The following is a 21,018-nucleotide window of genomic DNA, read 5'->3' as shown; positions in this document are numbered from 1 at the left end:
TCGGGAACGACATTAGGAAGGCGGTCGGGCACCATCTGGTACGTGACTTCCGACGCCTATCTCGCCGACTGCCGCGCCCGTCTCGCCTTCGACCTGCTCTCCCACACCTGGAACGCCGTGGTGCTCTGGTCCCTGCGCCGGGGCCCGAGCCGCCACGGCGAACTCCGGGAGCGCATCGGCGGCATCAGTTCCAAGGTCCTCACCGAGACGCTGCGGCGGCTGGAGTTCAACGGCCTGGTGGAGCGGCGCGTCGAGGACGGCGCTCCGGCCAGGATCAGCTACGAACTCACCGATCTGGGAAGGAGCTTGCTCGGTCCGATCGACGCGTTCGGCGCGTGGGCCTTCGAGCACGGCGACGAGGTGATGGCGGCTCAGGAGCGGCACGAGGGGTGACGGCGGCCGTGGGGGCACGGCGCGTCGCCGGCGGAGGCCGTCACCTTCGGAGTCCGAACTCCCCCAGTGCGCGCAGGAACGCGTCCGGCGCGTCCGTGTGGACGAGGTGCCCCGCCCCGATCGTGACGAGCCGGGCGCCGGCGATGCGGTCGGCCAGCCAGGACAGCTGGTCCTGGCGGACGTGGCTGGTCGGGCCGCCGGCGACGACGAGCGTCGGGGCGGTGATCGCGGGGAGTTGCTCGCGCCAGGCGGGGTCGGGCTCGTTCAGCTGGGCGTCGGTGGCGGGGACGATCTCCCAGTCGAAGCCGAGCGGACCCGCGGGGCGTTCGAGCGGGGGGCGCGGCGGGTCGATCGGGAAGAACACGGGGACGTCCTCCAGGACGAGCCGCCCGATCAGGTCCGGTTCCACGGCGGCGAGGAGGTAGGCGGCCCCGCCGCCCATCGAGTGGGCGACGACGGTCGCGCCGCTGAGGCCGAGCGCCTTGAGGAATCCGCCGAGTTCGTCACGGAAGACGTCGAATCCGTAGCTGCCCGGCCGGTCGCTGAGTCCGTGTCCGCGCAGGTCGACCGCGTACACCCGGTGGTCGGCGGCGAGTTCGGCCGCGATCCGCGCCCAGGTGGTGCTGTTCTCGCCCCTCCCGTGGACCAGGACGACGGGCGGGGCGTCCTCGGAGCCCCGTACCCGGTAGGCGAGGCGGACGCCGTCCACCGTGACCGTGCGGACCTCCGGGTCGAGGAAGGCGGCGACGGGGCGGACGAACGCCTCCGCGTCGTCCACCCACGGGAAGTGTCCGGCTCCCGGCAGGACGACGAGCTCGGCGTCCGGGAAGAAGGCGGCGGCCTCGGCCGCCTTGGCCGGGGTGGGGCCGGCGTCGTACTCCCCCGCGAGGAGGAGCACCGGGGCCGTGAGCGCGCTGAGCGCCCGGCGGGTCGCCTCCGGGGTATACGCGCCCTCCGCGTGGTAGACGGGGGCCGCCTGCTGGTTCAGCTGCTCCACGTCGCGGGCCGCGTGGTCCTGGGCGGCGGCGTCCCAGCGGCCGTACGCGAAGGGCGCGGTGATCTCACGGACCCGGGCCTCCGGGGTCTCCGGGCCGATCGCGTCGAGCGCGGCCCTGGCCTGCGGGTACCAGGGCCGGTCGGCGAAGATCTCGACGGCCTCGTCCCACTCCTCGTCGGTGGTGCCGACACCGAGCGCGCGGCCCAGGCTGGTGACGAGCACCAGGGAGCGGACCCGCTCGGGGTGGGCGGCGGCGTACAGGGTGGCCAGGTTTCCGCCCGCCGAGTGGCCGAGCAGGTCGATCCGCTCCAGGCCGAGGTGGAGGCGGAGCGCCTCGACGTCGCCGACCTGCCGGTCACAGCGGTACGTGCCGGGGTCGGCGGGCTCGGCGCTCGCCCCGGTCCCCCGGGCGTCGAGCAGGATCAGGGCGCGGTGCGCGGCGAGTCCGCCCAGGTCACCGAGGTAGGCGGCGTCGCGCATCGGCCCGCCGGCGAGGCACACCAGGGGCTCGCCCTCCCCCACCGTCCGGTAGGCGAGCGCGGTTCCGTCGTACGAGGTGAACTGTGGCATGGCACCGATCCTCACGGACCACGAACGATCTTCGCAAGGACTTTGCCGGGGAGCGCGATACGGTGGGTGAACCGTCTCCGACCAGCGAAGGAACCCTCCCATCGTGCCCGAGACCCGGGATTCCGCACTGCGCGGCGACTGCGCCAACTGCTTCGGCCTCTGCTGTGTGGCGCTGCCCTTCGCGAAGTCGTCCGACTTCGCCGTGGACAAGGCGCCGGGCGAGCCCTGCCGGAACCTCCAGGAGGACTTCCGCTGCGGCATCCACACCCGGCTGCGGACGAGCGGGTTCCAGGGTTGCACGGTGTACGACTGCTTCGGCGCCGGCCAGCAGGTCTCCCAGGTCACCTTCGGCGGCGTGTCCTGGCGCGAGGCGCCGGAGACCGCGAGCCGGATGTACGACGTCTTCTACGTGATGCGCCAGCTCCACGAGCTGCTGCGCTACCTCACCGAGGCGCTGGGCCGCCCGGCGGCCCGTCCCGTCCACGCCGAGCTGCGGACGGCACTCGCCCGGGTCGAGGAGCTCACCGGCGGCTCGGCGGACGACCTGGAGAAGCTGCGGGTGCCGGAGGTGCGCGCCGAGGTGAACGAGCTGCTCCTGCGGACGAGCGGACTCGTCCGCGCCACGGCCGGCGGCAGGCCGAGGAGCCGGCGCGGGGCGGACCTGGTCGGCAAGCGGCTGCGCGGGGCGAAGCTGCGGGGCACCGACCTGCGCGGGGCGCTGCTGATCGCGGCCGATCTGACGGGCGCCGATCTGACGCTCGCGGACCTGATCGGAGCGGACCTGCGGGACGCCGATCTGTCGGGCGCGGACCTGACCGGCGCCCTCTTCCTGACGCAGCCCCAGCTGAACGCGGCGCGCGGGAACGCCGCGACCCGGCTGCCGGAGGGGTTCGAGCGACCCGCGCACTGGGCGTCCTGAGGCACGGCAGCGCGACGGGCCCGGTCTAACCGCCGTAGGTGTACGGGGTGGTGGTGGAGAGCGTGAGGAACCCGAGGCGCTGGAGGATGGGGCGGCTCGTGGCCGCCGCGTCGACCTGGACGTAGCGGTGACCGCGTTCGGCGGCGATGCGCGCGCGGTGGGCGACGAGCGCGCGGTAGAGGCCGCAGCCGCGCCAGGCATCGACGGTGCCGCCGCCCCAGAGGCCGGCGAAGTCGGTGCCGGGGCAGAGTTCGAGGCGTGCGGCGCTGACGGGTTCACCGTCGGCGAGGGCGAGGACGGCGGTGACCGTGTCGGGGTCGGCCGCGAGCCGGTCCAGGAGCTGGCGTTCGAGGTGGCTGCTGTCCGTGCCGAAGGCGCGTTCGTGGACCTCCGCCACCTGGCGCACCCCCGGCTCGTCGGTGACGGCCCGGAGTTCGACGCCCGCGGGCAGCGCCACGTCGTGCGGCAGCGCGGCGGCCTCGGTGGCCATCAGGGTCTCCGGGTCCTCGGCGGTGAAGCCCGCGGCGACGAGCCGCTCGGCGAGGTCGGCGGGGGTGTCGTGGGCGTACAGCTTCCACTCGAAGGGCAGCCCTTCGGCACGGTAGTGGTCGATCTGGCCGGCGATGGCCCGGTCGGCGTTCCCCGCGTCGAGAGCCGACCAGAGGACGCCGTTCCAGGCGTGCGCGGGTCCGGTCTGGCGGACGACGTCGCCGACGCGCTCGACCCGGCAGCCGGGCCCGTCGGGGCGGGCGTCGCGGCGGAGCTGGCGGTCGTACAGGTCACGGAGGTGCTGGGGTTCCATGCGGGCCACTCCAGCAGCCGGCCCCGCGCCCGGCAACGGGATTACCGGCTGGGGCCACGGAATGCCGGCGGGGCCACGGGATGTCGGCGGGGCCCGCCCGCCCACGGGCCCCGCGAGGGGCAGTCTTTCGGCCCTCTCGGCCCGAAACGCCCGGGACGGGGCGGGGGCACGACCCGGGAACCTTGCTCCGACCCCTTGCCAACCCCCCGGTGCGTCCGGTTTTACTGACCGGAACGGATCTACCGAATGATCGGTCGTCCGTTTTACGACCCCGGAGGAGTGGCGCGATGACGGAACTGCTGGACAGCGGCGAACGGCTCGGACGCGAGGAGCTCGCGGCCCTCCAGCTGGAGCGGCTGCGGGCGAGCCTGCGCCACGCGTACGAGAACGTGGACTTCTACCGGTCCTCCTTCGACGCGGCCGGGGTGACCCCGGACGACTGCCGTACGCTCGCCGATCTGGCCCGGTTCCCCTTCACCGCGAAGACGGACCTGCGCGACCACTACCCCTTCGGGATGTTCGCCGTCGCCCCGTCCCGGATCCGGCGCATCCACGCCTCCAGCGGCACCACCGGCCGGCCGACCGTCGTCGGATACACCGAGGGCGACCTCGACATGTGGGCGGACGTGGTCGCCCGCTCCCTGCGCGCCGCCGGCGCCCGCCCCGGGCACAAGGTGCATGTGGCCTACGGATACGGCCTGTTCACGGGAGGGCTCGGCGCGCACTACGGCGCGGAGCGGCTCGGGTGCACGGTGATCCCCGCGTCCGGCGGCATGACGGCCCGGCAGGTGCAGCTCATCCAGGACTTCCGTCCCGAGATCATCATGGTGACCCCCTCGTACATGCTGACGCTGCTCGACGAGTTCGAGCGGCAGGGCGTGGACCCGCGCTCCACCTCCCTCAGGGTGGGCGTCTTCGGCGCGGAGCCGTGGACGGAGGCCATGCGGAAGGAGATCGAGGAGGCCTTCGCGATCGACGCGGTCGACATCTACGGCCTGTCGGAGGTGATCGGCCCCGGCGTGGCCCAGGAGTGCGTGGAGACGAAGGACGGCCTGCACATCTGGGAAGACCACTTCTACCCGGAGATCGTGGACCCGTTCACGGGCGAGGTCCTGCCGGACGGCGAGGAGGGGGAGCTCGTCTTCACCTCGCTCACCAAGGAGGCCATGCCGATCGTCCGCTACCGCACGCGCGATCTGACCCGTCTGCTGCCGGGCACCGCGCGGGTGTTCCGGCGGATGGAGAAGGTCACCGGGCGCAGCGACGACATGATCATCCTGCGCGGGGTGAACCTCTTCCCCACCCAGATCGAGGAGATCGTCCTCCGCACCCCGGCCGTGGCCCCGCACTTCCAGCTCCGCCTCACCCGCGAGGGCCGCCTCGACGCCCTGACGGTACGCGCCGAGGCCCGCGCGGGCGCGACGGCCGAGCAGCGCGCGGAGGCCGCCCGGACGATCGCGGCGGCGGTCAAGGACGGGATCGGGGTCTCGGTGGACGTGGAGGTGGTCGACCCGGAGACGCTGGAGCGCTCGGTGGGCAAGATCAAGCGGATCGTGGACCTGCGGCAGGCGCCCTAGCCGATTACCCGTCATCTCTACGGCGGACACCGGCAGTTCGCGTGCGAACGGCCCCTGTGCATGTACCCGATCGCGTACGGTCTGTGTCAGGGGCGGGACCACTCAGGTCCCAGGCGACACGGGGAGCGGGGGACTCGGCATGGGCGGGCCACGGCTCGAACCGTTACAGGGGGACGACCCGCGCCGGCTGGGCGCGTACCGGCTGATCGGCCGGATCGGCTCCGGCGGCATGGGGCGGGTCTATCTCGGCCGTACCGTCAGCGGCCGGCTGGTCGCGGTGAAGACGCTGCTCGCCGACGGCGTGCCCGAGGAGTCCGACCGGCGGCGCTTCGCCCGTGAGGTCGCGCTGGCCCGCCGTGTCACCGGGGCCTTCACCGTCTCCGTGATGGACGCGGACGCGGAGGCCCCGAAGCCGTGGATGGCCACCGAGTACATCCCCGCCCCGTCGCTCGCCGAACTCGTCAGGGACGCGGGCCCGCTGCCCGCGCCGGCCGTGCGCTGGATCGCCGTCGGCATGGCCGAGGCCCTCGCCGACCTCCATGGCGCGGGCGTCGTCCACCGCGACGTCAAACCCGGCAACGTGCTGCTGCCCCTGTCCGGCCCCCGTCTCATCGACTTCGGCATCTCCCACGCCCTCGACCTGACCCGCACCACCCTGACGCTGGGCACGATGGCCTTCACCTCGCCGGAACAGGCACGCGGCGAGGCATCGACGGTGGCATCCGACATGTACTCCATGGGGGCGACGCTGCTCCATCTCGCGACGTCGCGGTTCCCGTACGGGCCGGTGAACGACGCGTTCCGGCTGCTGGCCATGGTCCAGCGGGCCGAGGTCGACGACCGCCTCCTGCCTGAGGAACTGCGGGAACTGGTCCTCCCGCTGCTCGCCCTGTCCCCGGCGGACCGGCCGACACCGGCGGTCCTGCTCGCCGGGTTCGCGAAGGACCCGACCGGCGGCAGCGAACTGCTCCCCACGGCGTGGACGGCCGCGATCAGGGCGCACCAGGACTTCGTGGCGCCAAGGACGGACGAGACGCCGGCGGCCGCGGAGGCCCCCGTGTCCGCGTCTCCCGACACGCCGGCGGAAGACTCCCTCGGGGCGCCCCCGGCCCCCAGCGCCCCGGCGGAATCCCATGAGGCGCCCACGCGCACGGCCCCGCCCCGCGCCCCCGCTCCCTCGTCCCGGCCCGCGCCGGTGTCCCGGGTGCCGCGGCAGCGCGTCCTGGGTGCGGTGGCCGGAGTGCTGGCCGTCGTGCTGGCGACGGGCGGCTATGTGGGCTACCGCCAGGGGCTGTTCGACGGTGGCGGACCCGAGTTCGCCGACCGGGCTCCCGTCGTCGGCGACTGCCTCGGGAACACCCGCACCGGCAAGGACACGTTCACTCCGAGCCGGCCCCGTGTGATCGACTGCGGCAAGCCCGGCGCCCGGACCGTCGTGAGCGGGGGACGCGCGGACGGAAGCTGCCTCAACGTGTTCGTCGTGGGCGAGCGCTGGGCCGCGCAGAAACTGTGCGTGTCACCGCACGTCGTGGCCGGTGACTGCCTCGACGCCGCCCAGGGCGACGTCGGATTCCTCTCCGCCACGGTGCTGTGGACGGAACGGGCCTGCGGCGAGGGGAAGCAGCTCAAGGTCGTCAAGGTCGTCGAGGCCCCGCAGGACGCGTTCACCGACTGCGGCGTCGATTGGAAGGCGCGGCCGGACAGCCTCCCGTACACGGAGACCTGGGACCGGGACTACTGCCTCAAGCCCGCCTGACCGTCCGCGTACCGCTCGCGCAGCTCACGCTTGAGGATCTTGCCGCTGGCGTTGCGGGGCAGTTCCGGGACGAAGTGGACGCGCTTCGGGGCCTTGAAGGGTGACAGGTTCTCCCGCGCGTGGGCGAGGAGTTCCGCCTCGCCGACCTCTCCGCGGGCCACGACCACCGCGGTGACCGCCTCGATCCATCGTTCGTCGGGGAGGCCGATGACGGCCACCTCGGCGACGCCGGGATGGGTGTAGAGCGCGTCTTCCACCTGGCGGGAAGCGACCAGCACACCACCGGAGTTGATGACGTCCTTCACCCGGTCGACGATCGTGAGATAGCCCTCGGCGTCGCGGACCGCGAGGTCGCCCGAGCGGAACCAGCCGCCCCGGAAGGCCTCCTCGGTCTCCTCCGGTTTGCGCCAGTACCCGTCGCACAGTTGCGGCGAGCGGTAGACGATCTCGCCGGGGGTGCCGTCGGGCACGTCCTTGCCGTCCTCGTCGACGACCCGCGCCTCGACGTGGCGGACGGGCCGGCCGCAGGAGTCCATCCGGCCCTCGTGCTCGTCGGGTCCGAGGACGGTGGCGAGCGGGCCGATCTCGGACTGGCCGAAGCAGTTGTAGAAGCGCAGTCCGGGGAGGCGCGCGCGCAGGCCCTCCAGGACCGGTACGGGCATGATCGAAGCCCCGTAGTAGGCCTTCCGCAGGGCCGACAGGTCGCGGTGCGCGAACTCCGGGCGGTTGGCGAGCCCGATCCACACCGTCGGAGGGGCGAAGACGCTGTCGGCGCGGCCCGCCTCGACCAGGTCGAAGAGGACGGCAGGATCGGGTCCGTCGACGATCGTGTTCTCGGCGCCGACGGCGAGGTACGGCAGCAGGAAGACATGCATCTGCGCGGAGTGGTAGAGCGGCAGCGCGTGCACCGGCCGGTCGTCCTCGTGCAGGTCGAGCGCCTCGATCGCGCTCGCGTACTCGTGGACGAGGGCCCGGTGGGTCATCGTCGCGCCCTTGGGCAGCGCGGTGGTGCCCGAGGTGTAGAGCAGCTGGACGACATCCCTGGCGTCGCGGTCGCTGTCGTACGCCTCCGGCTGCGCGAGCGCGTCGAGGAGCGAACCGGGCGCGTCCCGCAGCGCCTTGACCGCGAAGCCGTCCGGTACGCGCTCGGCGAGCGCGGGGTCGGCGAGGACCAGGGAGGTGTCGGACTGTTCCAGGAGGTACGCGAGGTCCTCGCCGGTCAGGTGGTGGTTGACCGGCACATGGATCAGGCCCGCCCGGGAGCAGGCGAGGAACGCGATGAGGTAGGCGTCCGAGTTGTGCCCGTAGGTCGCGACCCGGGCGGCCCCGGGCAGGCCGTGGCCGTGGTGCGGTTCCCGCAGGACGGCGGCCGCGGTGGAGACGGCCGCGTCCAGCTCGGCGTACGTCCAGGTCCGGTCGGCGTACCGGAGGGCGACCCGGTCGGGGACGCGCTGGGCGCTCATGCGCAGGACACCGTCGACGGCGCGGCTGAGGAGTCGATCCATGCGGTGATCCTCCGCGCGCACCGGGCGGAAGGTCAAGTACCGTGCGGGCGCGCCGGACAGGGCCGGACCTCGGATACCGAACGGGATGTTGACACAGCGGCGCGCGGCTGCGTGCATGGTCCAACCCGCAGTGCCCATCCGTCCGTTGGGAGGAACCTTGCACCTCCGTACCCGCCTGAAACACCTCGCGCTCACGGCGTCCGCCTTCGCCGTCGTCACCGCCACGCTGCCCGGCGCGGCGGCCGCCGACTCCGGGAGCCGGGGCCACCACCCGTCCGACCGGGGCCTTTCCGCGGTCATCCGGTACACCGAGTACGGCATCCCGCACATCGTGGCCAAGGACTACGCGAACCTCGGCTTTGGAACGGGCTGGGCCCAGGCCGCCGACCAGATCTGCGTGCTCGCGGACGGCTTCCTGACGGTGAACGGGCAGCGGTCGCGGTACTTCGGCCCGGACGCCGCCCCGGACGGCTCGCTGTCCTCCGCCTCCACGAACCTCTCCAGCGACCTGTACTTCCGCGGGGTGCGCGACGCCGGAACCGTCGAGGCGCTGCTCGCCACCCCCGCGCCGGCCGGTCCGAGCCGCGATCTCAAGGAGCTCATGCGCGGCTGGGCCGCCGGGTACAACGCCTGGCTGCGGAAGAACCGCGTCACGGATCCCGCCTGCGCGAAGGCCGACTGGGTCCGCCCGGTGTCGGCCCTCGACGTGGCCCGGCGCGGTTTCGCCGTCTCGGTGCTCGGCGGCCAGGGCCGCGCCGTCGACGGCATCACCGCCGCCCGGCCGCCGGCCGCTCCCACCGGCCTCGGGACCGGCAGGGGCGGGCGGACGCCCGTCCCGACCTCCGACGCCTCCGCGCAGACGCCCGATCCCGAGCGGGCCGCCGAGGCCGCGCGGGAGCTGTTCGCCGCCGAGAACGCCACGATGGGCTCCAACGCCGTCGCCTTCTCGGGGGCCGCCACGGCGAACGGGCGCGGCCTGCTCCTGGGCAACCCGCACTACCCCTGGCAGGGCGGCCGCCGGTTCTGGCAGTCGCAGCAGACCATCCCCGGAGAGCTGAACGTCTCGGGCGCCTCGCTCCTCGGGACGACCGTCGTGAACATCGGCTTCAACGACAAGGTGGCCTGGAGCCACACCGTCGCCACCGGTGTACCGCTCAACCTGCACCAGCTGGCGCTCGCCCCGGGCGACCCGACCTCGTACCTGGTGGACGGCCGGCCTGAGCGGATGACGCAGCGCCGGGTGACCGTCCCGGTCAAGGGCGGCGCCCCGGTCACCCGGACCCAGTGGTGGACCCGGTACGGCCCCGTCGTCGGCGGTCTCGGCGCGCAGCTGCCGCTGCCGTGGACGGCGAGCACGGCGTACGCGCTCAACGACCCCAACGCGAGCAACCTGCGCGGCTCCGACACGGCGCTCGGTTTCGGCAGGGCCCGCTCCACCCGGGACATCGCCGAGGCCCTGCGACGCACCCAGGGGCTGCCCTGGGTCAACACGGTCGCGGCGGACTCGTCGGGCCACTCCTACTTCAGCCAGGCGCAGGTGCTGCCCCGGATCACCGACGAGCTCGCGGCGCGCTGCTCCACGCCGCTCGGCCGGGCCACCTACCCCGCGTCGGGGGTGGCGGTGCTCGACGGCTCGCGGTCGGACTGCGCGCTCGGCTCCGACCCGGACGCGGTGCAGCCGGGCGTCTTCGGACCGTCGAGGATGCCGGTGCTGCGGGACACGCCGTACGTGGCGAACTCCAACGACAGCGCCTGGCTGACCAACGCCGACCGGCCGCTGACCGGCTACGAGCGGATCTTCGGCACGACCGCCACGCAGCGCTCGCTGCGCACCCGCGGGGGCGTCGAGGACGTGGCGGCGATGGCGGCGCGCGGCGGTCTGACGGTGCCCGACCTGCAGCGGCAGCAGTTCGCCAACCGCGCTCCGGCCGGTGATCTGGCGGCGGCCGACGCGGCACGGGCCTGCGGGACGGCGCTGCCGGACGATCCCGAGGCGTGCCGGGTGATCGGTGCCTGGGACCGGACGGTGGACACGGACAGCAGGGGCGCACTGCTCTTCGACCGCTTCTGGCGGAGGTTCACGGCGGCGGTGCCGTCGGCCCAGCAGTGGACGGTGCCGTTCTCGGCGGCGGACCCGGTCCGCACCCCGCACACCCTGAACACGGCGGCACCGGGCTTCACGAAGGCCCTCACGGACGCGGTGGCGGAGCTGCGGGCGGCGGGCATCCCGCTGGACGCACCGCTCGGCGCGCACCAGTTCGTGGTGCGGAACGGGGAACGGATCCCGGTGAGCGGCGGCACCGAGGCCCTGGGGATCTGGAACAAGACGGAGTCGGTGTGGAACCCGGCGGGCGGCGGCTACACCGAGGTCGCGCACGGGACCAGCCATGTCCAGGCGGTGGGCTGGGACGGCGGCCGGTGCCCGGTGGCCCGCACCCTGCTCTCGTACTCCCAGTCCTCGAACCCGGTGTCGCCGCACTTCAGCGACCAGACCCGGCTGTACGCGGGCGAGCGCTGGGTGACCTCCCGGTTCTGCGAGAAGGACATCCTGCGCTCGCCGGCGCTGCGGGTGGTGGTCGCCAGGGGCTGAACGGTTCCGCGCCGCCCGGCGCGGGGCCCGTCAGGGGCTGAACGACAGGAACACGAAGGCGGCGAAGATCGCGAGATGGACGCCGCCCTGGAGGAGCGTGGCCCGTCCGGGCACCACGGTCAGGGCACTCACCACGCCGGTGAGGACGAGCAGGACCATGTGGAGCGGGCCGAGACCGAGGACCAGGGGCCCGGACAGCCAGATCGAGGCGAGCGCGATCGCCGGAATCGTCAGGCCGATGCTGGCGATCGCGGAGCCGTAGGCGAGGTTGAGGCTGGTCTGGACGCGGTCTCTGCGGGCCGCGCGGACGGCGGCGAGCGTCTCGGGCAGCAGCACCATCAGGGCGATGACGACACCGACGACCGCCTTGGGGAGGCCCGCCGACTGGACGCCGTCCTCGATGGTCGGGGAGATCAGCTTGGCGTTGCCGACGACGGCGACGAGGGCGACCACGAGGAGTCCGAGGCTGGTCCAGGCGTCGCGCCGGGTCGGCGGGTCCGCGTGCTCGTCCTCCGACTCCTGGCCGGGACGCGGTACGGGGAGGAAGTAGTCCCGGTGCCGGACGGTCTGGACACCGACGAACACGCCGTACAGGCCGAGGGAGGCGACGGCGGCGAAGGCGAGCTGGACGCCGGAGAACTCGGGGCCCGGGTGGCTGGTGGTGAAGGTCGGCAGGACCAGCGTCATCGTGGCCAGGGTGCAGACGGTGGCGAGCGCGCCGCCGGAGCCCTCGGCGTTGAAGACAGCGACCCGGTTGCGGAGCGCGCCGACGAGGAGGGAGAGGCCCACGATGCCGTTGCAGGTGATCATGACGGCGGCGAACACGGTGTCGCGTGCGTAGGTCGAGGTCTTCTCGCCGCCTCCCACCATGAGCGAGACGATGAGTCCGACCTCGATGACGGTGACGGCCACGGCGAGGACGAGGGAGCCGTACGGTTCACCCACCCGGTGGGCGATGACCTCGGCGTGGTGGACCGCCGCGAGGACGGCCGCGATCAGGCAGAGCGCGATGAACCCGACGGCGAATCCCGGCAGATCGCGACCCCAGGCCGCGACAAGCGCAAGCGCCGCCACCACCGGCCCCCAGGTGGTCCACTGTCGTGTCAATGACGCCGTGCTCGAACTCATGATCCGCATCCTGCCACAAAGGGGGCTTTCGCCCGGTTCGGTCAATCCAAGGGGTCGCTGAGGCCGCGCTCGTACGCGGTGAGGGTCTCGAGGAACATCCGCCGCTGCGCCGCGTCGAGCGGGGCGAGGGCGGAGCGCCAGGCATCGGCGCTGCGGCCGAGCCAGCCGTCGATGGCGGCGGCGTGCGCCGGCGCGATGGAGACGATCTTGCGCCTGCGGTCGGCGGGGTCCTCGACCCGCTCCAGTACGCCCTTCTTCGCCAGGTCCCCCACCATGAGGCTCACGGTCGTCGGGGCGATCTCCAGGCGGGCGGCGAGTTCGTTGACGCTCAGCGACCCGTCGAACAGGAGATAGGCGAGCAGGGACAGATGGCGGGGCGCGAGCGTGAGCGTCTGCAGTTCCTCGGGAATCCTGATCCGCTTCGCCCGCGAGACCATGCGAGGCATGAGCAGCAGCAACGTCCGCACCGCCTCGTCGAGTTCCGGCCCGGCGGCGGCCTCGTCCCCCTCGTGTGCGGTTGACACGGTGCACCCTCCCTTTTAGCTTTGCTTTCAAAGCAAATAGATCCGTCGGGATCGATGCTACCGGAAGGCACAGCCATGCCCGATTTCAACCGACAGGTCATCGAGGAGTTCCGCGCCAACGGCGGCCGGGTGGGCGGGATGTTCGAGGGCGCGTCCCTGCTCCTGCTCACCACGACCGGCGCCCGCAGCGGGCGGGCGCACACCAACCCCGCCGTGTACGTGCGCGACGGGGCACGGCTGCTCGTCTTCGCCTCCAACGCCGGCGGCCCGAAGCACCCCGCCTGGTTCCACAACCTCAGCGCCGACCCGTACGTGACCGTCGAACTCGGCACCCCGGAGGGGACCGTCGAGCGCTTCGGGGCGACGGCGGTGGTGACGGAGGGCGAGGAGCGGGACCGGCTGTACGCGGAACAGGCGGAACGCGACCCGGGGTTCGCGGCCTATCAGGCGGCCACGGACCGGCTCATCCCGGTCGTCGCCCTGCACCCGGTCGACCTCGGGGACCCGGCGCGGCACCGGGCGATCGCCGACCACCTGGTCAAGGTCCACACCGAACTGCGCGCCGAGCTGACGGCGTTACGCGAGGGGCTGGGTTCCGCGGCGTCGGAGACGGCCGGTCCGGCTGACGCGGCGGATGTCGCCGGCCAGGCGGGATCGGCAGAGGCGACGGGCCCTGCAGGATCGGCGGCCACGGCCGACACCGTGGTACGGGGCACCCCGACGCTCGGCGGTCAGCTCGCCCGCCACTGCCTGACGTTCTGCGGCGCGCTGCACGCCCACCACCACAACGAGGACAGCGCCTTCGACCTCTTGGAGCGCGAGTTCCCGGAGCTGTCCGACTCGCTGGACCGGATGCGCGAGGAGCACAAGGTGGTCGCCCGCACGGTGGAGGAACTGGAGGCGCTCCTCACCTCGGGGGCCGCACCCGCGACCCTCCGTGCCGAGGTGGACCGGCTGGCCACCCGGCTGGAGGAGCACTTCACCTACGAGGAGGCCCAGCTGGTCCCGGCCCTCACGCGGTCCCGGCCCGAGCCCCGAACCTAGCCCCGGCGGCGGCCCGCACCCCCGCCCCGCCCTCCTCGCGGGCCTCGGTCCCTACGGCGTGCGGAAGCCGCGGAAGGTCACCTGCCTGCGCGTCACGAAGCCGAGCTTCTCGTAGAGGGCGCGGGCCCCGGCGTTCGCCTCGGCCACGTGGAGGAAGGCCCCTTCGCCCCGCGCCTCGATGCGTGCCGCGAGCGCGCCGACCAGGCGGGCGGCGTGGCCCTGCCCGCGCGCCTCGGGCGCGGTGCAGACCGCGCTGATCTCGGTCCATCCCGGAGGACGGAGCCGCTCTCCGGCCATGGCGACCAGGACGCCCTTCTCCCGGATGCCGAGGTAGGTGCCGAGTTCCGGGGTCCTGGACCAGAACGGCCCGGGCCGGGTGCGTTCGACCAGGTCCAGCATCTCGGGCAGGCTGTCCGCGCCCAGTTCGACCACGCCGTCGTCCGCCGCGTCGTCCGGGCGTCCTGACGCGCCGTCGCCCGGCCGGACCATCTGGCGGCCCTCCAGGACGAAGACCGGCTCCCAGTCCGACGGCGGGAGCACCGGGCAGCTGAACATGTCGGCGAAGGCACCCCGGCCGAGGAGTGCGGTGAGGTCGTCCCACTTCGCCGGATCCGGGTCGGTGGACACGGCGGCGAAGGTCGAGACGTCCGGCAGATAGGTGACGGCCTTGCCGACGCTGCGGGCCAGTGGGGCGTGGCGTCCCCTGAGGGACTCGCCCACGGGGTCGTCCAGTACGAAGGGATCGCGGCCCGCCATCGTGTTGTCCCTCTCAGTTCCGTGCCGTATGGGGAAGGCGGTCACCGTGGGAGACCTCCTCGCGCACGAAGTCTAGAGGGGGCCTCTCTGCGGGCCGCGGGCCCGGTCGGGTGACGGCCAGGTGGCGGGTTCGCGGGCCGGAGGCCGTGTCCGCGTCCGTGCGGCGGCACCGGGTGGGACAGCCTGGCACGGTTGCGCTCGACGCCCAGCGGCAAGAAGCGGTGTCATGCCCCCCGACGACAAGGAGCCGTGTCATGCCTCCCCCTGACGATGTGGTGATCGGCACCGTCACGACGAAGGTCCCGGCCCGGCTCGACCGGCTGCCGTGGTCGCGATGGCACTGGATGATCGTGATCGGCCTCGGCACCGTGTGGATCCTGGACGGCCTCGAGGTGACCATCGTCGGCAGCATGGCCGGCCGCCTCTCGGAGGAGGGCAGCGGACTGCCCATCACGGACGCGCAGGTCACCGGCACGGCCGCGGCGCTGTACGTGGCGGGCGCCTGCTCGGGCGCCCTGTTCTTCGGGTGGCTCACCGACCGCTACGGACGGAAGAAGCTGTTCCTGATCACCCTCGCGGTCTATCTGGCGGCGACGGCGATGACCGCGCTGTCGTTCTCCGTGTGGTGGTTCTTCCTCTTCCGCTTCCTCACCGGATTCGGCATCGGCGGCGAGTACGCGGCCATCAACTCCGCCATCGACGAACTCATCCCGAGCAAGTACCGGGGCCGGGTCGACCTCGTCATCAACGGCAGCTACTGGCTGGGCGCCGTCGGCGGCGCCCTGCTCTCGGTCGTGGCGCTGGACACCGACATCTTCGCGATCGACGTGGGCTGGCGGCTGACCTTCGGGCTCGGTGTCGTGCTCGGCCTCGTGATCCTGCTCGTCCGGCGGCACGTACCCGAGAGCCCCCGGTGGATGCTCATCCACGGCCGGTCGGAGGGCGCGGAGGAACTCGTGGCCGAGGTGGAGCAGCGGGTGGAGGAGGAGAAGCACACCCGGCTCCCGGAGCCGGACCGGTCGATCACCATCGAGCAGCGCCGCTCCATCGGCTTCGTCGAGATCGCCCGTACGCTCTTCCGCTCCTACCCGAAGCGGGCGGTCCTCGGCTTCTCCCTGTTCATCGGGCAGGCGTTCCTCTACAACGCCATCACCTTCGGCTTCGGCTCCATCCTGGTGAAGTTCTTCGACGTCCCGACCGGCAGCACGGGCTACTACTTCGCCGTGATCGCCTTCGGCAACTTCCTCGGTCCGCTGCTGCTCGGCCGTCTCTTCGACACCGTCGGCCGGCGCACGATGATCGCCGGAACGTACATCCTGTCGGGGCTGCTGCTCTTCGGCACGGCGTGGCTCTTCGACCGCGGCAGCCTCGACGCGACGACTATGACCGCCTGCTGGTGCGTGGTCCTCTTCTTCGCCTCCGCGGGCGCCAGTTCCGCCTATCTGACCGTCAGCGAGATCTTCCCCATGGAGACACGGGCGATGGCGATCGCGTTCTTCTACGCGATCGGAACGGCGGCCGGCGGCATCTCCGGCCCGCTGCTCTTCGCCGAACTGACGGAGAGCGGGGTCGTCGGGGACGCCGTCATCGCCTTCTGCGTCGGCGCCGCCCTCATGGTCCTCGCGGGTCTGGTCGCCCTGTTCTTCGCCGTAGCGGCGGAGGGCCGGTCGCTGGAGGACATCGCGACGCCGCTCTCGGCGAAGTCGACGCCCCAGGACGGCTCCCCGCCCGCGGACGCGACCCCCTGAAGGGGCGCAGTCCCCGGGCCGGGAGCCAGCCGGGTCGTCAGAGCGGGCGGTCGTGCCCCTCCCAGTACGGGTCGCGCAGGCGGCGCTTGTAGAGCTTGCCGTTGGGGTCGCGCGGCATGGCCGGGACGAAGTCGACCGACTTCGGGCGTTTGAAGCCGGCGAGGCGGTCGGCGCAGTGGGCCAGGATCTCCTCGGCGAGCGCCGCTCCGGGCGCGTGCCCCTCGGCCGCCTCGACGACCGCCTTGACCTCCTCGCCCCAGTCGGCGTGCGGGATGCCGAAGGCGGCGGCGTCGGCGACGGCGGGGTGGGCGAGGAGGGCGGCCTCGATCTCGGCCGGGTAGATGTTGACCCCGCCCGAGATGATCATGTCGATCTTGCGGTCGCGCAGGAAGAGGTAGCCGTCCTCGTCGAGGAGGCCGAGGTCCCCGACGGTGAAGAAGTCGCCGATGCGGTTCTTCGCGGTCTTCGCCTCGTCCTTGTGGTACTGGAATCCGCCGGTGTTCATCTTCAGGTAGACGGTGCCGAGTTCACCCGGCGGCAGGCGGACCCCGTCGTCGTCGAAGACGGCGAGTTCGCTGATGGGCCAGGCCCGGCCGACGGTCCCGGGCTTCTTCAGCCACTCCTCGGCGGTCGCGAAGGCTCCGCCGCCCTCGCTCGCGGCGTAGTACTCCTCGACGCACCGGCCCCACCAGTCGATCATCGCCCGCTTGACGTGCTCGGGGCACGGCGCGGCGCCGTGGATGGCGTGCCGCATCGAGGAGACGTCGTACCGGTTCCGCACCTCCTCGGGCAGGGCGAGCAGGCGGTGGAACTGGGTGGGGACCATGTGGGTGTGGGTGCAGTCGTACCGGTCGATGAGCCGGAGCATCTCCTCGGGAGTCCACCGGTCCATGAGGACCAGCGGGTGCCCGATGTGCAGGGCCGCGGCGGCGAACTGCAGCACCGCCGTGTGGTAGAGCGGCGAGCAGACGAGGTGGACGTTCCCGTCGGCCGGCCGGATGCCGAAGATGCCGAGGAAGCCGCCGAGGTGGGTCTCCTCGGGGAGCTTGCCGGGGAGCGGGCGGCGGATGCCGCGGGGGCGCCCGGTGGTGCCGGAGGTGTAGTTCATGACCCAGCCGAGGGTGCGGTCGGCGGGCGGGCTCGCGTCCTGCCCTTCGAGCAGGTCGCCGTACGCGCGGAAGCCGGGGATCGTCCCGACGGCGTACCGGTGGGTGGCGGGCAGTCCCGCCTCGTCGGCGGCGGGGGCCACGGCGTCGGCGAACCGCTCGTGGGCGAGGAGGACCTTGGCGCCGGAGTCGGCGACGATCCAGGCGATCTCGGGTGCGACGAAGTGGTGGTTGACCGGGACGAGGTAGAACCCGGCCTGGCTCGCGGCGAGATGGGCGGTGAAGAACTCGGGCCCGTTGGGCAGGACGACGGCGAACGCGTCGCCGCGTTCGAGGCCGGCCGCCCGCAGCCCGTGGACCAGTCGGTTGGCCTCGGCGTGCAGGCGGCCCGCGGTCCACTCCTCGCCGTCGGGTGCGATCAGGACCGTACGGCCGGGGTCCGCGGTGGCCTGGGCCCAGAATCCGGTGGCTGCGTTCGGCTGGCTCATGCCTCGCTCCGTCCGGCGATGCGGTTGATGCGGTCGACGGCCTTCTCGAAGCCGCGGGTGAGCTCGTCCACGACCTGCTGGACGCTGCGCTCGGAGTTCATCCGGCCGACGATCTGCCCGACGGGGGTGCCGAGCAGCGGTTCGACCTCGTACCGCTGGATACGGGAGACGGCCTCGGCGACCAGCAGGCCCTGGAGCGGCATGGGGAGCGGGCCGGGGCCCGCCGGGTCGTCCCAGGCGTCGGTCCACTCGGTGCGGAGCTGGCGGGCGGGCTTGCCGGTCAGGGCGCGGGAGCGGACCGTGTCGCCGGAACCGGCGGCGAGCAGCTTGGCGGTGAGGGCGCGGGAGTGCAGCTCGGCCTCGGTGGTGGTGAGCCAGACGGAGCCGAGCCAGACGCCTTGGGCGCCGAGGGCGAGTCCGGCGGCGATCTGCTCGCCGCTGCCGATGCCGCCGGCGGCGAGCACGGGCAGCGGGGAGACGGCGTCGACGACCTCGGGGGTGAGCACCATGGAGGCGATCTCTCCGGTGTGGCCTCCGGCCTCGTAGCCCTGGGCGACGACGATGTCGATCCCGGCGTCGGCGTGGTGCCGGGCGTGCCGGGGGCTGCCGGCGAGGGCGGCGACGAGGACGCCCTGGTCGTGGGCGCGGGCGACGACGTCCGGGGGCGGGGAGCCGAGGGCGTTGGCGAGGAGTCTGATCGGGTAGTCGAAGGCCACGTCGAGCTGGCTGCGGGCGACCTGCTCCATCCAGCCGGTGATGCGCCAGCCGGAGGCCTCGCCCTCGGCGAGTTCGGGCACGCCGTGCTTGGCGAGCGTGGCGCGGACGAACGCCCGGTGCTCCTCCGGGATCATGGCCTCGACCTCGGCCTCGGTGAGTGTCTGGTCTCCCGGGGCTTCGACCTTCTTGGCGGGCATCACGACGTCGAGGCCGTAGGGCAGGCCGTCGGTGTGGTCCTGCATCCAGTCCAGGTCGCGGGCGAGGTCGTCGGGGGCGGTGTAGCGGACCGCGCCGAGGACGCCGAACCCGCCGGCTCTGGTCAGTGCGGCGGCCACCGCGGGGAAGGGCGTGAAGCCGAAGATGGCGTGCTCGATCCCCAGGGTGCGACTCAGCTCCGTCTTCATGGGCGGCAGGATGCCGCAGCGGCGCGACGGAGGGAAGAGGTTTTCTGATGCATCGTCAGATTCTTTGGGGCGCCGGACGCTTCCGCGACCCGCCCGGGCTCCGGTAAGAAAGTTTCAGGATTTCCGGCGTGGCCGAAGTTTTCTTTCAAAGGGCTGTGGGAGAGGGTGGGCATGACGGAGGAGTCCAGGAGGGACCGGGGCCCGAGCCGCCGGGCGTTCGGCGGCGCGGCCCTCGCCCTGGGAGGTGCGCTGATGATCGGTTCGATTCCGGGGGCCGCGGCGGCGGACCCGGGGCCGGGCCCGGACGGCCGGGAAGCGACGGGCCCGGGAGCGGCCGATGGCGGAACCGCACCCGGCGCGCGCAGGACCACCCTGCGACGCGGGTCCGCCGCGCGGGCGGGACTCCTGCCGGAGCACCTGGACCGGCTGGTCACGGACGCCGAGGCCTTCCTCGCCCCCTCCCCCAGGCACCCCTGGTACGCGGGCGCCGTCCTGCTCGCCGGGCGGGGCGGGACGGTGGCCCTGCACCGGCCGATCGGCATGGCCGTGCGGTACGCGTCGTACGACGAGACGACCGACACCGGCGTGGAGCTGCCGCCGCACGAGCAGGTCCCGATGACCGAGGACACCGTCTTCGACCTGGCGTCGGTCTCGAAGCTCTTCACCTCGATCCTCGCCGTGCAGCAGATCGAGCGCGGGGCGCTGGAGCTCGAGGCGAGGGTCACCGCGTACCTGCCGGAGTTCGGCGGCGCCGGGAAGCAGGACGTCACCGTCCGTCAGCTGCTCACCCACACCTCGGGGTTCCGGGCGTGGATCCCGCTGTACAAGGCGCCGACGCGGGAGGGGAAGCTGCGGCTGATCTGGGACGAGGCGCCGGCGAATCCGCCGGGCTCGACGTACCTCTACTCGGATCTGAATCTGATCACGCTCCAGCTGATCCTGGAGAAGATCACCGGTCTCGGTCTGGAGGTGCTGCTCCACGACGAGATCACCGCTCCGCTCGGGATGCACCGCACTCGTTTCAATCCACCGCTCTCCTGGCGGCCGGGGATCGCCGCCACCGAGGACGCCCGCCCGCCCTGGTCCGGTCTCGACCGCGGCATGGTGCGGGGCGAGGTCCACGACGAGAACGCCCACAGCCTGGGCGGTGTCGCGGGCCACGCCGGGATCTTCTCCCGCGCCTGGGACCTCGCGATCCTCGCCCGCACCCTGCTCAACGGCGGGGCGTACGGCAGGTCCCGCATCCTCTCCCCCGCCTCGGTGGAGCTGATGTTCACCGACTTCAACACCGCGTTCCCCGGCGACGAGCACGGGCTCGGCTTCGAGCTCTACCAGCACTGGTACATGGGCGCGATGGCCACGCCCCGGACGGCCGGACACACCGGCTTCACCGGCACCAGCCTGGTCCTCGACCCGACGACCGACGCCTTCCTGATCGTCCTCGGCAACTCCGTCCACCCGGTGCGCTCCTGGCGCTCCGGATCGGCCCCCCGCGTCGCCGCGGCGGACCACCTGGCCCGCGCCGTCCCCGTCCGCCCCGACCGGGGCCGTACCGCCTGGTTCTCCGGGATGGCGAGCGCCACGACCGCCACGCTGACGCTCCCCCCGGTTCCGGACGCCGCCCGCCTGGAGTGCGCTCTGTGGTGGGACACCGAGCCGGGCGCCGACACGGCCGTCCTCGAGGCGTCGGCCGACGGCGGCACGACCTGGCGGCCGGTCCCCTTCACCACCGACGGCCGCACGGAGCACCCGGCGGGCGCGGTGGGCGGCTGGTCGGGCCGCGTCTGGCACACCGTGTCCGCGCCGCTGCCCGGGACGGACGCACTCCTGCGCTGGCGGTGCACGACGGACCAGCGGTACGTGGGGCGGGGCGTCTACGTGGACGGGCTGCGGCTTCTCGACGCCCGGGCACGCCCGGTGTTCGACGAGGCGCGACCGGCGGACGGGGCACGGATCACGGCGGACGGCTGGACCAGGTCCGCCGACTGACCCGC

Annotated in this window: 16 protein-coding genes; 8 read left to right on the top strand and 8 right to left on the bottom strand. The window is 72.9% G+C overall.

What is annotated here, in order from left to right:
- The first annotated feature begins 42 nt into the window (after positions 1-42).
- Positions 43-393: a winged helix-turn-helix transcriptional regulator gene (locus AMK27_RS03125; RefSeq protein WP_073902464.1), complete on the top strand. Its 351-nt coding sequence runs from the start codon at positions 43-45 to the stop codon at positions 391-393.
- A gap of 40 nt (positions 394-433) precedes the next feature.
- Here AMK27_RS03125 and AMK27_RS03120 read toward each other — a convergent pair whose 3' ends face one another.
- On the bottom strand, positions 434-1,960 hold the full coding sequence (locus AMK27_RS03120) for an alpha/beta fold hydrolase (RefSeq protein WP_073902463.1): 1,527 nt from the start codon (positions 1,958-1,960) through the stop codon (positions 434-436).
- A gap of 103 nt (positions 1,961-2,063) precedes the next feature.
- On the opposite strand from AMK27_RS03120, the gene AMK27_RS03115 reads away from it, so the two are divergent.
- The gene (locus AMK27_RS03115) at positions 2,064-2,879 is read left to right on the top strand and encodes a pentapeptide repeat-containing protein (protein ID WP_241847286.1); all 816 of its coding nucleotides are present in this window, start codon (positions 2,064-2,066) and stop codon (positions 2,877-2,879) included.
- Between the two features lie 25 nt (positions 2,880-2,904).
- Here AMK27_RS03115 and AMK27_RS03110 read toward each other — a convergent pair whose 3' ends face one another.
- On the bottom strand, positions 2,905-3,681 hold the full coding sequence (locus AMK27_RS03110) for a GNAT family N-acetyltransferase (RefSeq protein ID WP_073902461.1): 777 nt from the start codon (positions 3,679-3,681) through the stop codon (positions 2,905-2,907).
- Between the two features lie 287 nt (positions 3,682-3,968).
- On the opposite strand from AMK27_RS03110, the gene paaK reads away from it, so the two are divergent.
- Together paaK and AMK27_RS43350 are read left to right on the top strand one after the other, a co-directional pair.
- Positions 3,969-5,258 (top strand): phenylacetate--CoA ligase PaaK, encoded by a 1,290-nt coding sequence (paaK, locus tag AMK27_RS03105; protein WP_073902460.1) that lies wholly within the window; start codon positions 3,969-3,971, stop codon positions 5,256-5,258.
- 139 nt (positions 5,259-5,397) lie between these two features.
- Positions 5,398-7,014, top strand: a complete 1,617-nt coding sequence (locus tag AMK27_RS43350) for a serine/threonine protein kinase (protein ID WP_073902459.1) — start codon at positions 5,398-5,400, stop codon at positions 7,012-7,014.
- On the opposite strand, the gene AMK27_RS03095 is transcribed toward AMK27_RS43350, so the two are convergent.
- Positions 6,993-8,519 (bottom strand): fatty acyl-CoA synthetase, encoded by a 1,527-nt coding sequence (locus AMK27_RS03095; RefSeq protein WP_073902458.1) that lies wholly within the window; start codon positions 8,517-8,519, stop codon positions 6,993-6,995. The genes AMK27_RS43350 and AMK27_RS03095 overlap by 22 nt on opposite strands.
- Positions 8,520-8,676: 157 nt before the next feature.
- Between AMK27_RS03095 and AMK27_RS03090 the strand changes: the two genes are divergently transcribed.
- Entirely contained in the window at positions 8,677-11,109 is a 2,433-nt protein-coding gene (locus tag AMK27_RS03090; RefSeq protein ID WP_073902457.1) for a penicillin acylase family protein, read from the top strand.
- Positions 11,110-11,139: 30 nt separating this feature from the next.
- Here the strand turns inward: AMK27_RS03090 and AMK27_RS03085 are convergent, their stop codons facing one another.
- Positions 11,140-12,237, bottom strand: coding sequence for a calcium:proton antiporter (locus tag AMK27_RS03085; RefSeq protein WP_073902456.1), 1,098 nt, complete (start codon positions 12,235-12,237; stop codon positions 11,140-11,142).
- 41 nt (positions 12,238-12,278) lie between these two features.
- On the bottom strand, positions 12,279-12,683 hold the full coding sequence (locus AMK27_RS03080) for a MarR family winged helix-turn-helix transcriptional regulator (protein ID WP_073903872.1): 405 nt from the start codon (positions 12,681-12,683) through the stop codon (positions 12,279-12,281).
- 153 nt (positions 12,684-12,836) lie between these two features.
- On the opposite strand from AMK27_RS03080, the gene AMK27_RS03075 reads away from it, so the two are divergent.
- Complete coding sequence (locus AMK27_RS03075; protein ID WP_079188163.1) at positions 12,837-13,805, top strand: nitroreductase/quinone reductase family protein; 969 nt, start codon at positions 12,837-12,839, stop codon at positions 13,803-13,805.
- 51 nt (positions 13,806-13,856) lie between these two features.
- Here the strand turns inward: AMK27_RS03075 and AMK27_RS03070 are convergent, their stop codons facing one another.
- Entirely contained in the window at positions 13,857-14,561 is a 705-nt protein-coding gene (locus tag AMK27_RS03070; protein WP_073902454.1) for a GNAT family N-acetyltransferase, read from the bottom strand.
- A 254-nt stretch (positions 14,562-14,815) separates the two neighbouring features.
- Between AMK27_RS03070 and AMK27_RS03065 the strand changes: the two genes are divergently transcribed.
- A complete protein-coding gene (locus AMK27_RS03065) occupies positions 14,816-16,309 on the top strand; it encodes an MFS transporter (protein WP_073902453.1) in 1,494 nt (497 codons plus the stop codon).
- Between the two features lie 37 nt (positions 16,310-16,346).
- On the opposite strand, the gene AMK27_RS03060 is transcribed toward AMK27_RS03065, so the two are convergent.
- Positions 16,347-17,903: an acyl-CoA synthetase gene (locus tag AMK27_RS03060; RefSeq protein WP_073902452.1), complete on the bottom strand. Its 1,557-nt coding sequence runs from the start codon at positions 17,901-17,903 to the stop codon at positions 16,347-16,349.
- Positions 17,900-19,024 carry an NAD(P)H-dependent flavin oxidoreductase gene (locus tag AMK27_RS03055; protein ID WP_073902451.1) on the bottom strand — a complete coding sequence of 375 codons (1,125 nt, stop codon included), beginning with the start codon at positions 19,022-19,024 and terminating at the stop codon, positions 17,900-17,902. Before AMK27_RS03055 ends, AMK27_RS03060 begins: the two co-directional genes overlap by 4 nt.
- Before the next feature lie 171 nt (positions 19,025-19,195).
- Here AMK27_RS03055 and AMK27_RS03050 point away from each other — a divergent pair, with 171 nt between their 5' ends.
- Positions 19,196-21,013, top strand: a complete 1,818-nt coding sequence (locus tag AMK27_RS03050) for a serine hydrolase domain-containing protein (protein WP_073902450.1) — start codon at positions 19,196-19,198, stop codon at positions 21,011-21,013.
- Positions 21,014-21,018 lie beyond the last annotated feature (5 nt).

The sequence above is a fragment of the Streptomyces sp. CB02009 genome (assembly GCF_001905825.1).
Taxonomy (GTDB): domain Bacteria; phylum Actinomycetota; class Actinomycetes; order Streptomycetales; family Streptomycetaceae; genus Streptomyces.
The sequence above is the reverse complement of the archived record's forward strand: the minus strand, read 5'-3'. Positions and strand labels throughout refer to the sequence as shown.

What these genes read in the sequence shown, in the direction of transcription:
- AMK27_RS03120 (WP_073902463.1), bottom strand. Translation starts at nt 1,960, where the DNA reads ATGCCACAGTTCACCTCGTACGACGGAACCGCGCTCGCCTACCGGACG.
- AMK27_RS03110 (WP_073902461.1), bottom strand. Translation starts at nt 3,681, where the DNA reads ATGGAACCCCAGCACCTCCGTGACCTGTACGACCGCCAGCTCCGCCGC.
- paaK (WP_073902460.1), top strand. Translation starts at nt 3,969, where the DNA reads ATGACGGAACTGCTGGACAGCGGCGAACGGCTCGGACGCGAGGAGCTC.
- AMK27_RS43350 (WP_073902459.1), top strand. Translation starts at nt 5,398, where the DNA reads ATGGGCGGGCCACGGCTCGAACCGTTACAGGGGGACGACCCGCGCCGG.
- AMK27_RS03095 (WP_073902458.1), bottom strand. Translation starts at nt 8,519, where the DNA reads ATGGATCGACTCCTCAGCCGCGCCGTCGACGGTGTCCTGCGCATGAGC.
- AMK27_RS03085 (WP_073902456.1), bottom strand. Translation starts at nt 12,237, where the DNA reads ATGAGTTCGAGCACGGCGTCATTGACACGACAGTGGACCACCTGGGGG.
- AMK27_RS03080 (WP_073903872.1), bottom strand. Translation starts at nt 12,683, where the DNA reads ATGCCTCGCATGGTCTCGCGGGCGAAGCGGATCAGGATTCCCGAGGAA.
- AMK27_RS03075 (WP_079188163.1), top strand. Translation starts at nt 12,837, where the DNA reads ATGCCCGATTTCAACCGACAGGTCATCGAGGAGTTCCGCGCCAACGGC.
- AMK27_RS03070 (WP_073902454.1), bottom strand. Translation starts at nt 14,561, where the DNA reads ATGGCGGGCCGCGATCCCTTCGTACTGGACGACCCCGTGGGCGAGTCC.
- AMK27_RS03065 (WP_073902453.1), top strand. Translation starts at nt 14,816, where the DNA reads ATGCCTCCCCCTGACGATGTGGTGATCGGCACCGTCACGACGAAGGTC.
- AMK27_RS03060 (WP_073902452.1), bottom strand. Translation starts at nt 17,903, where the DNA reads ATGAGCCAGCCGAACGCAGCCACCGGATTCTGGGCCCAGGCCACCGCG.
- AMK27_RS03055 (WP_073902451.1), bottom strand. Translation starts at nt 19,024, where the DNA reads ATGAAGACGGAGCTGAGTCGCACCCTGGGGATCGAGCACGCCATCTTC.
- AMK27_RS03050 (WP_073902450.1), top strand. Translation starts at nt 19,196, where the DNA reads ATGACGGAGGAGTCCAGGAGGGACCGGGGCCCGAGCCGCCGGGCGTTC.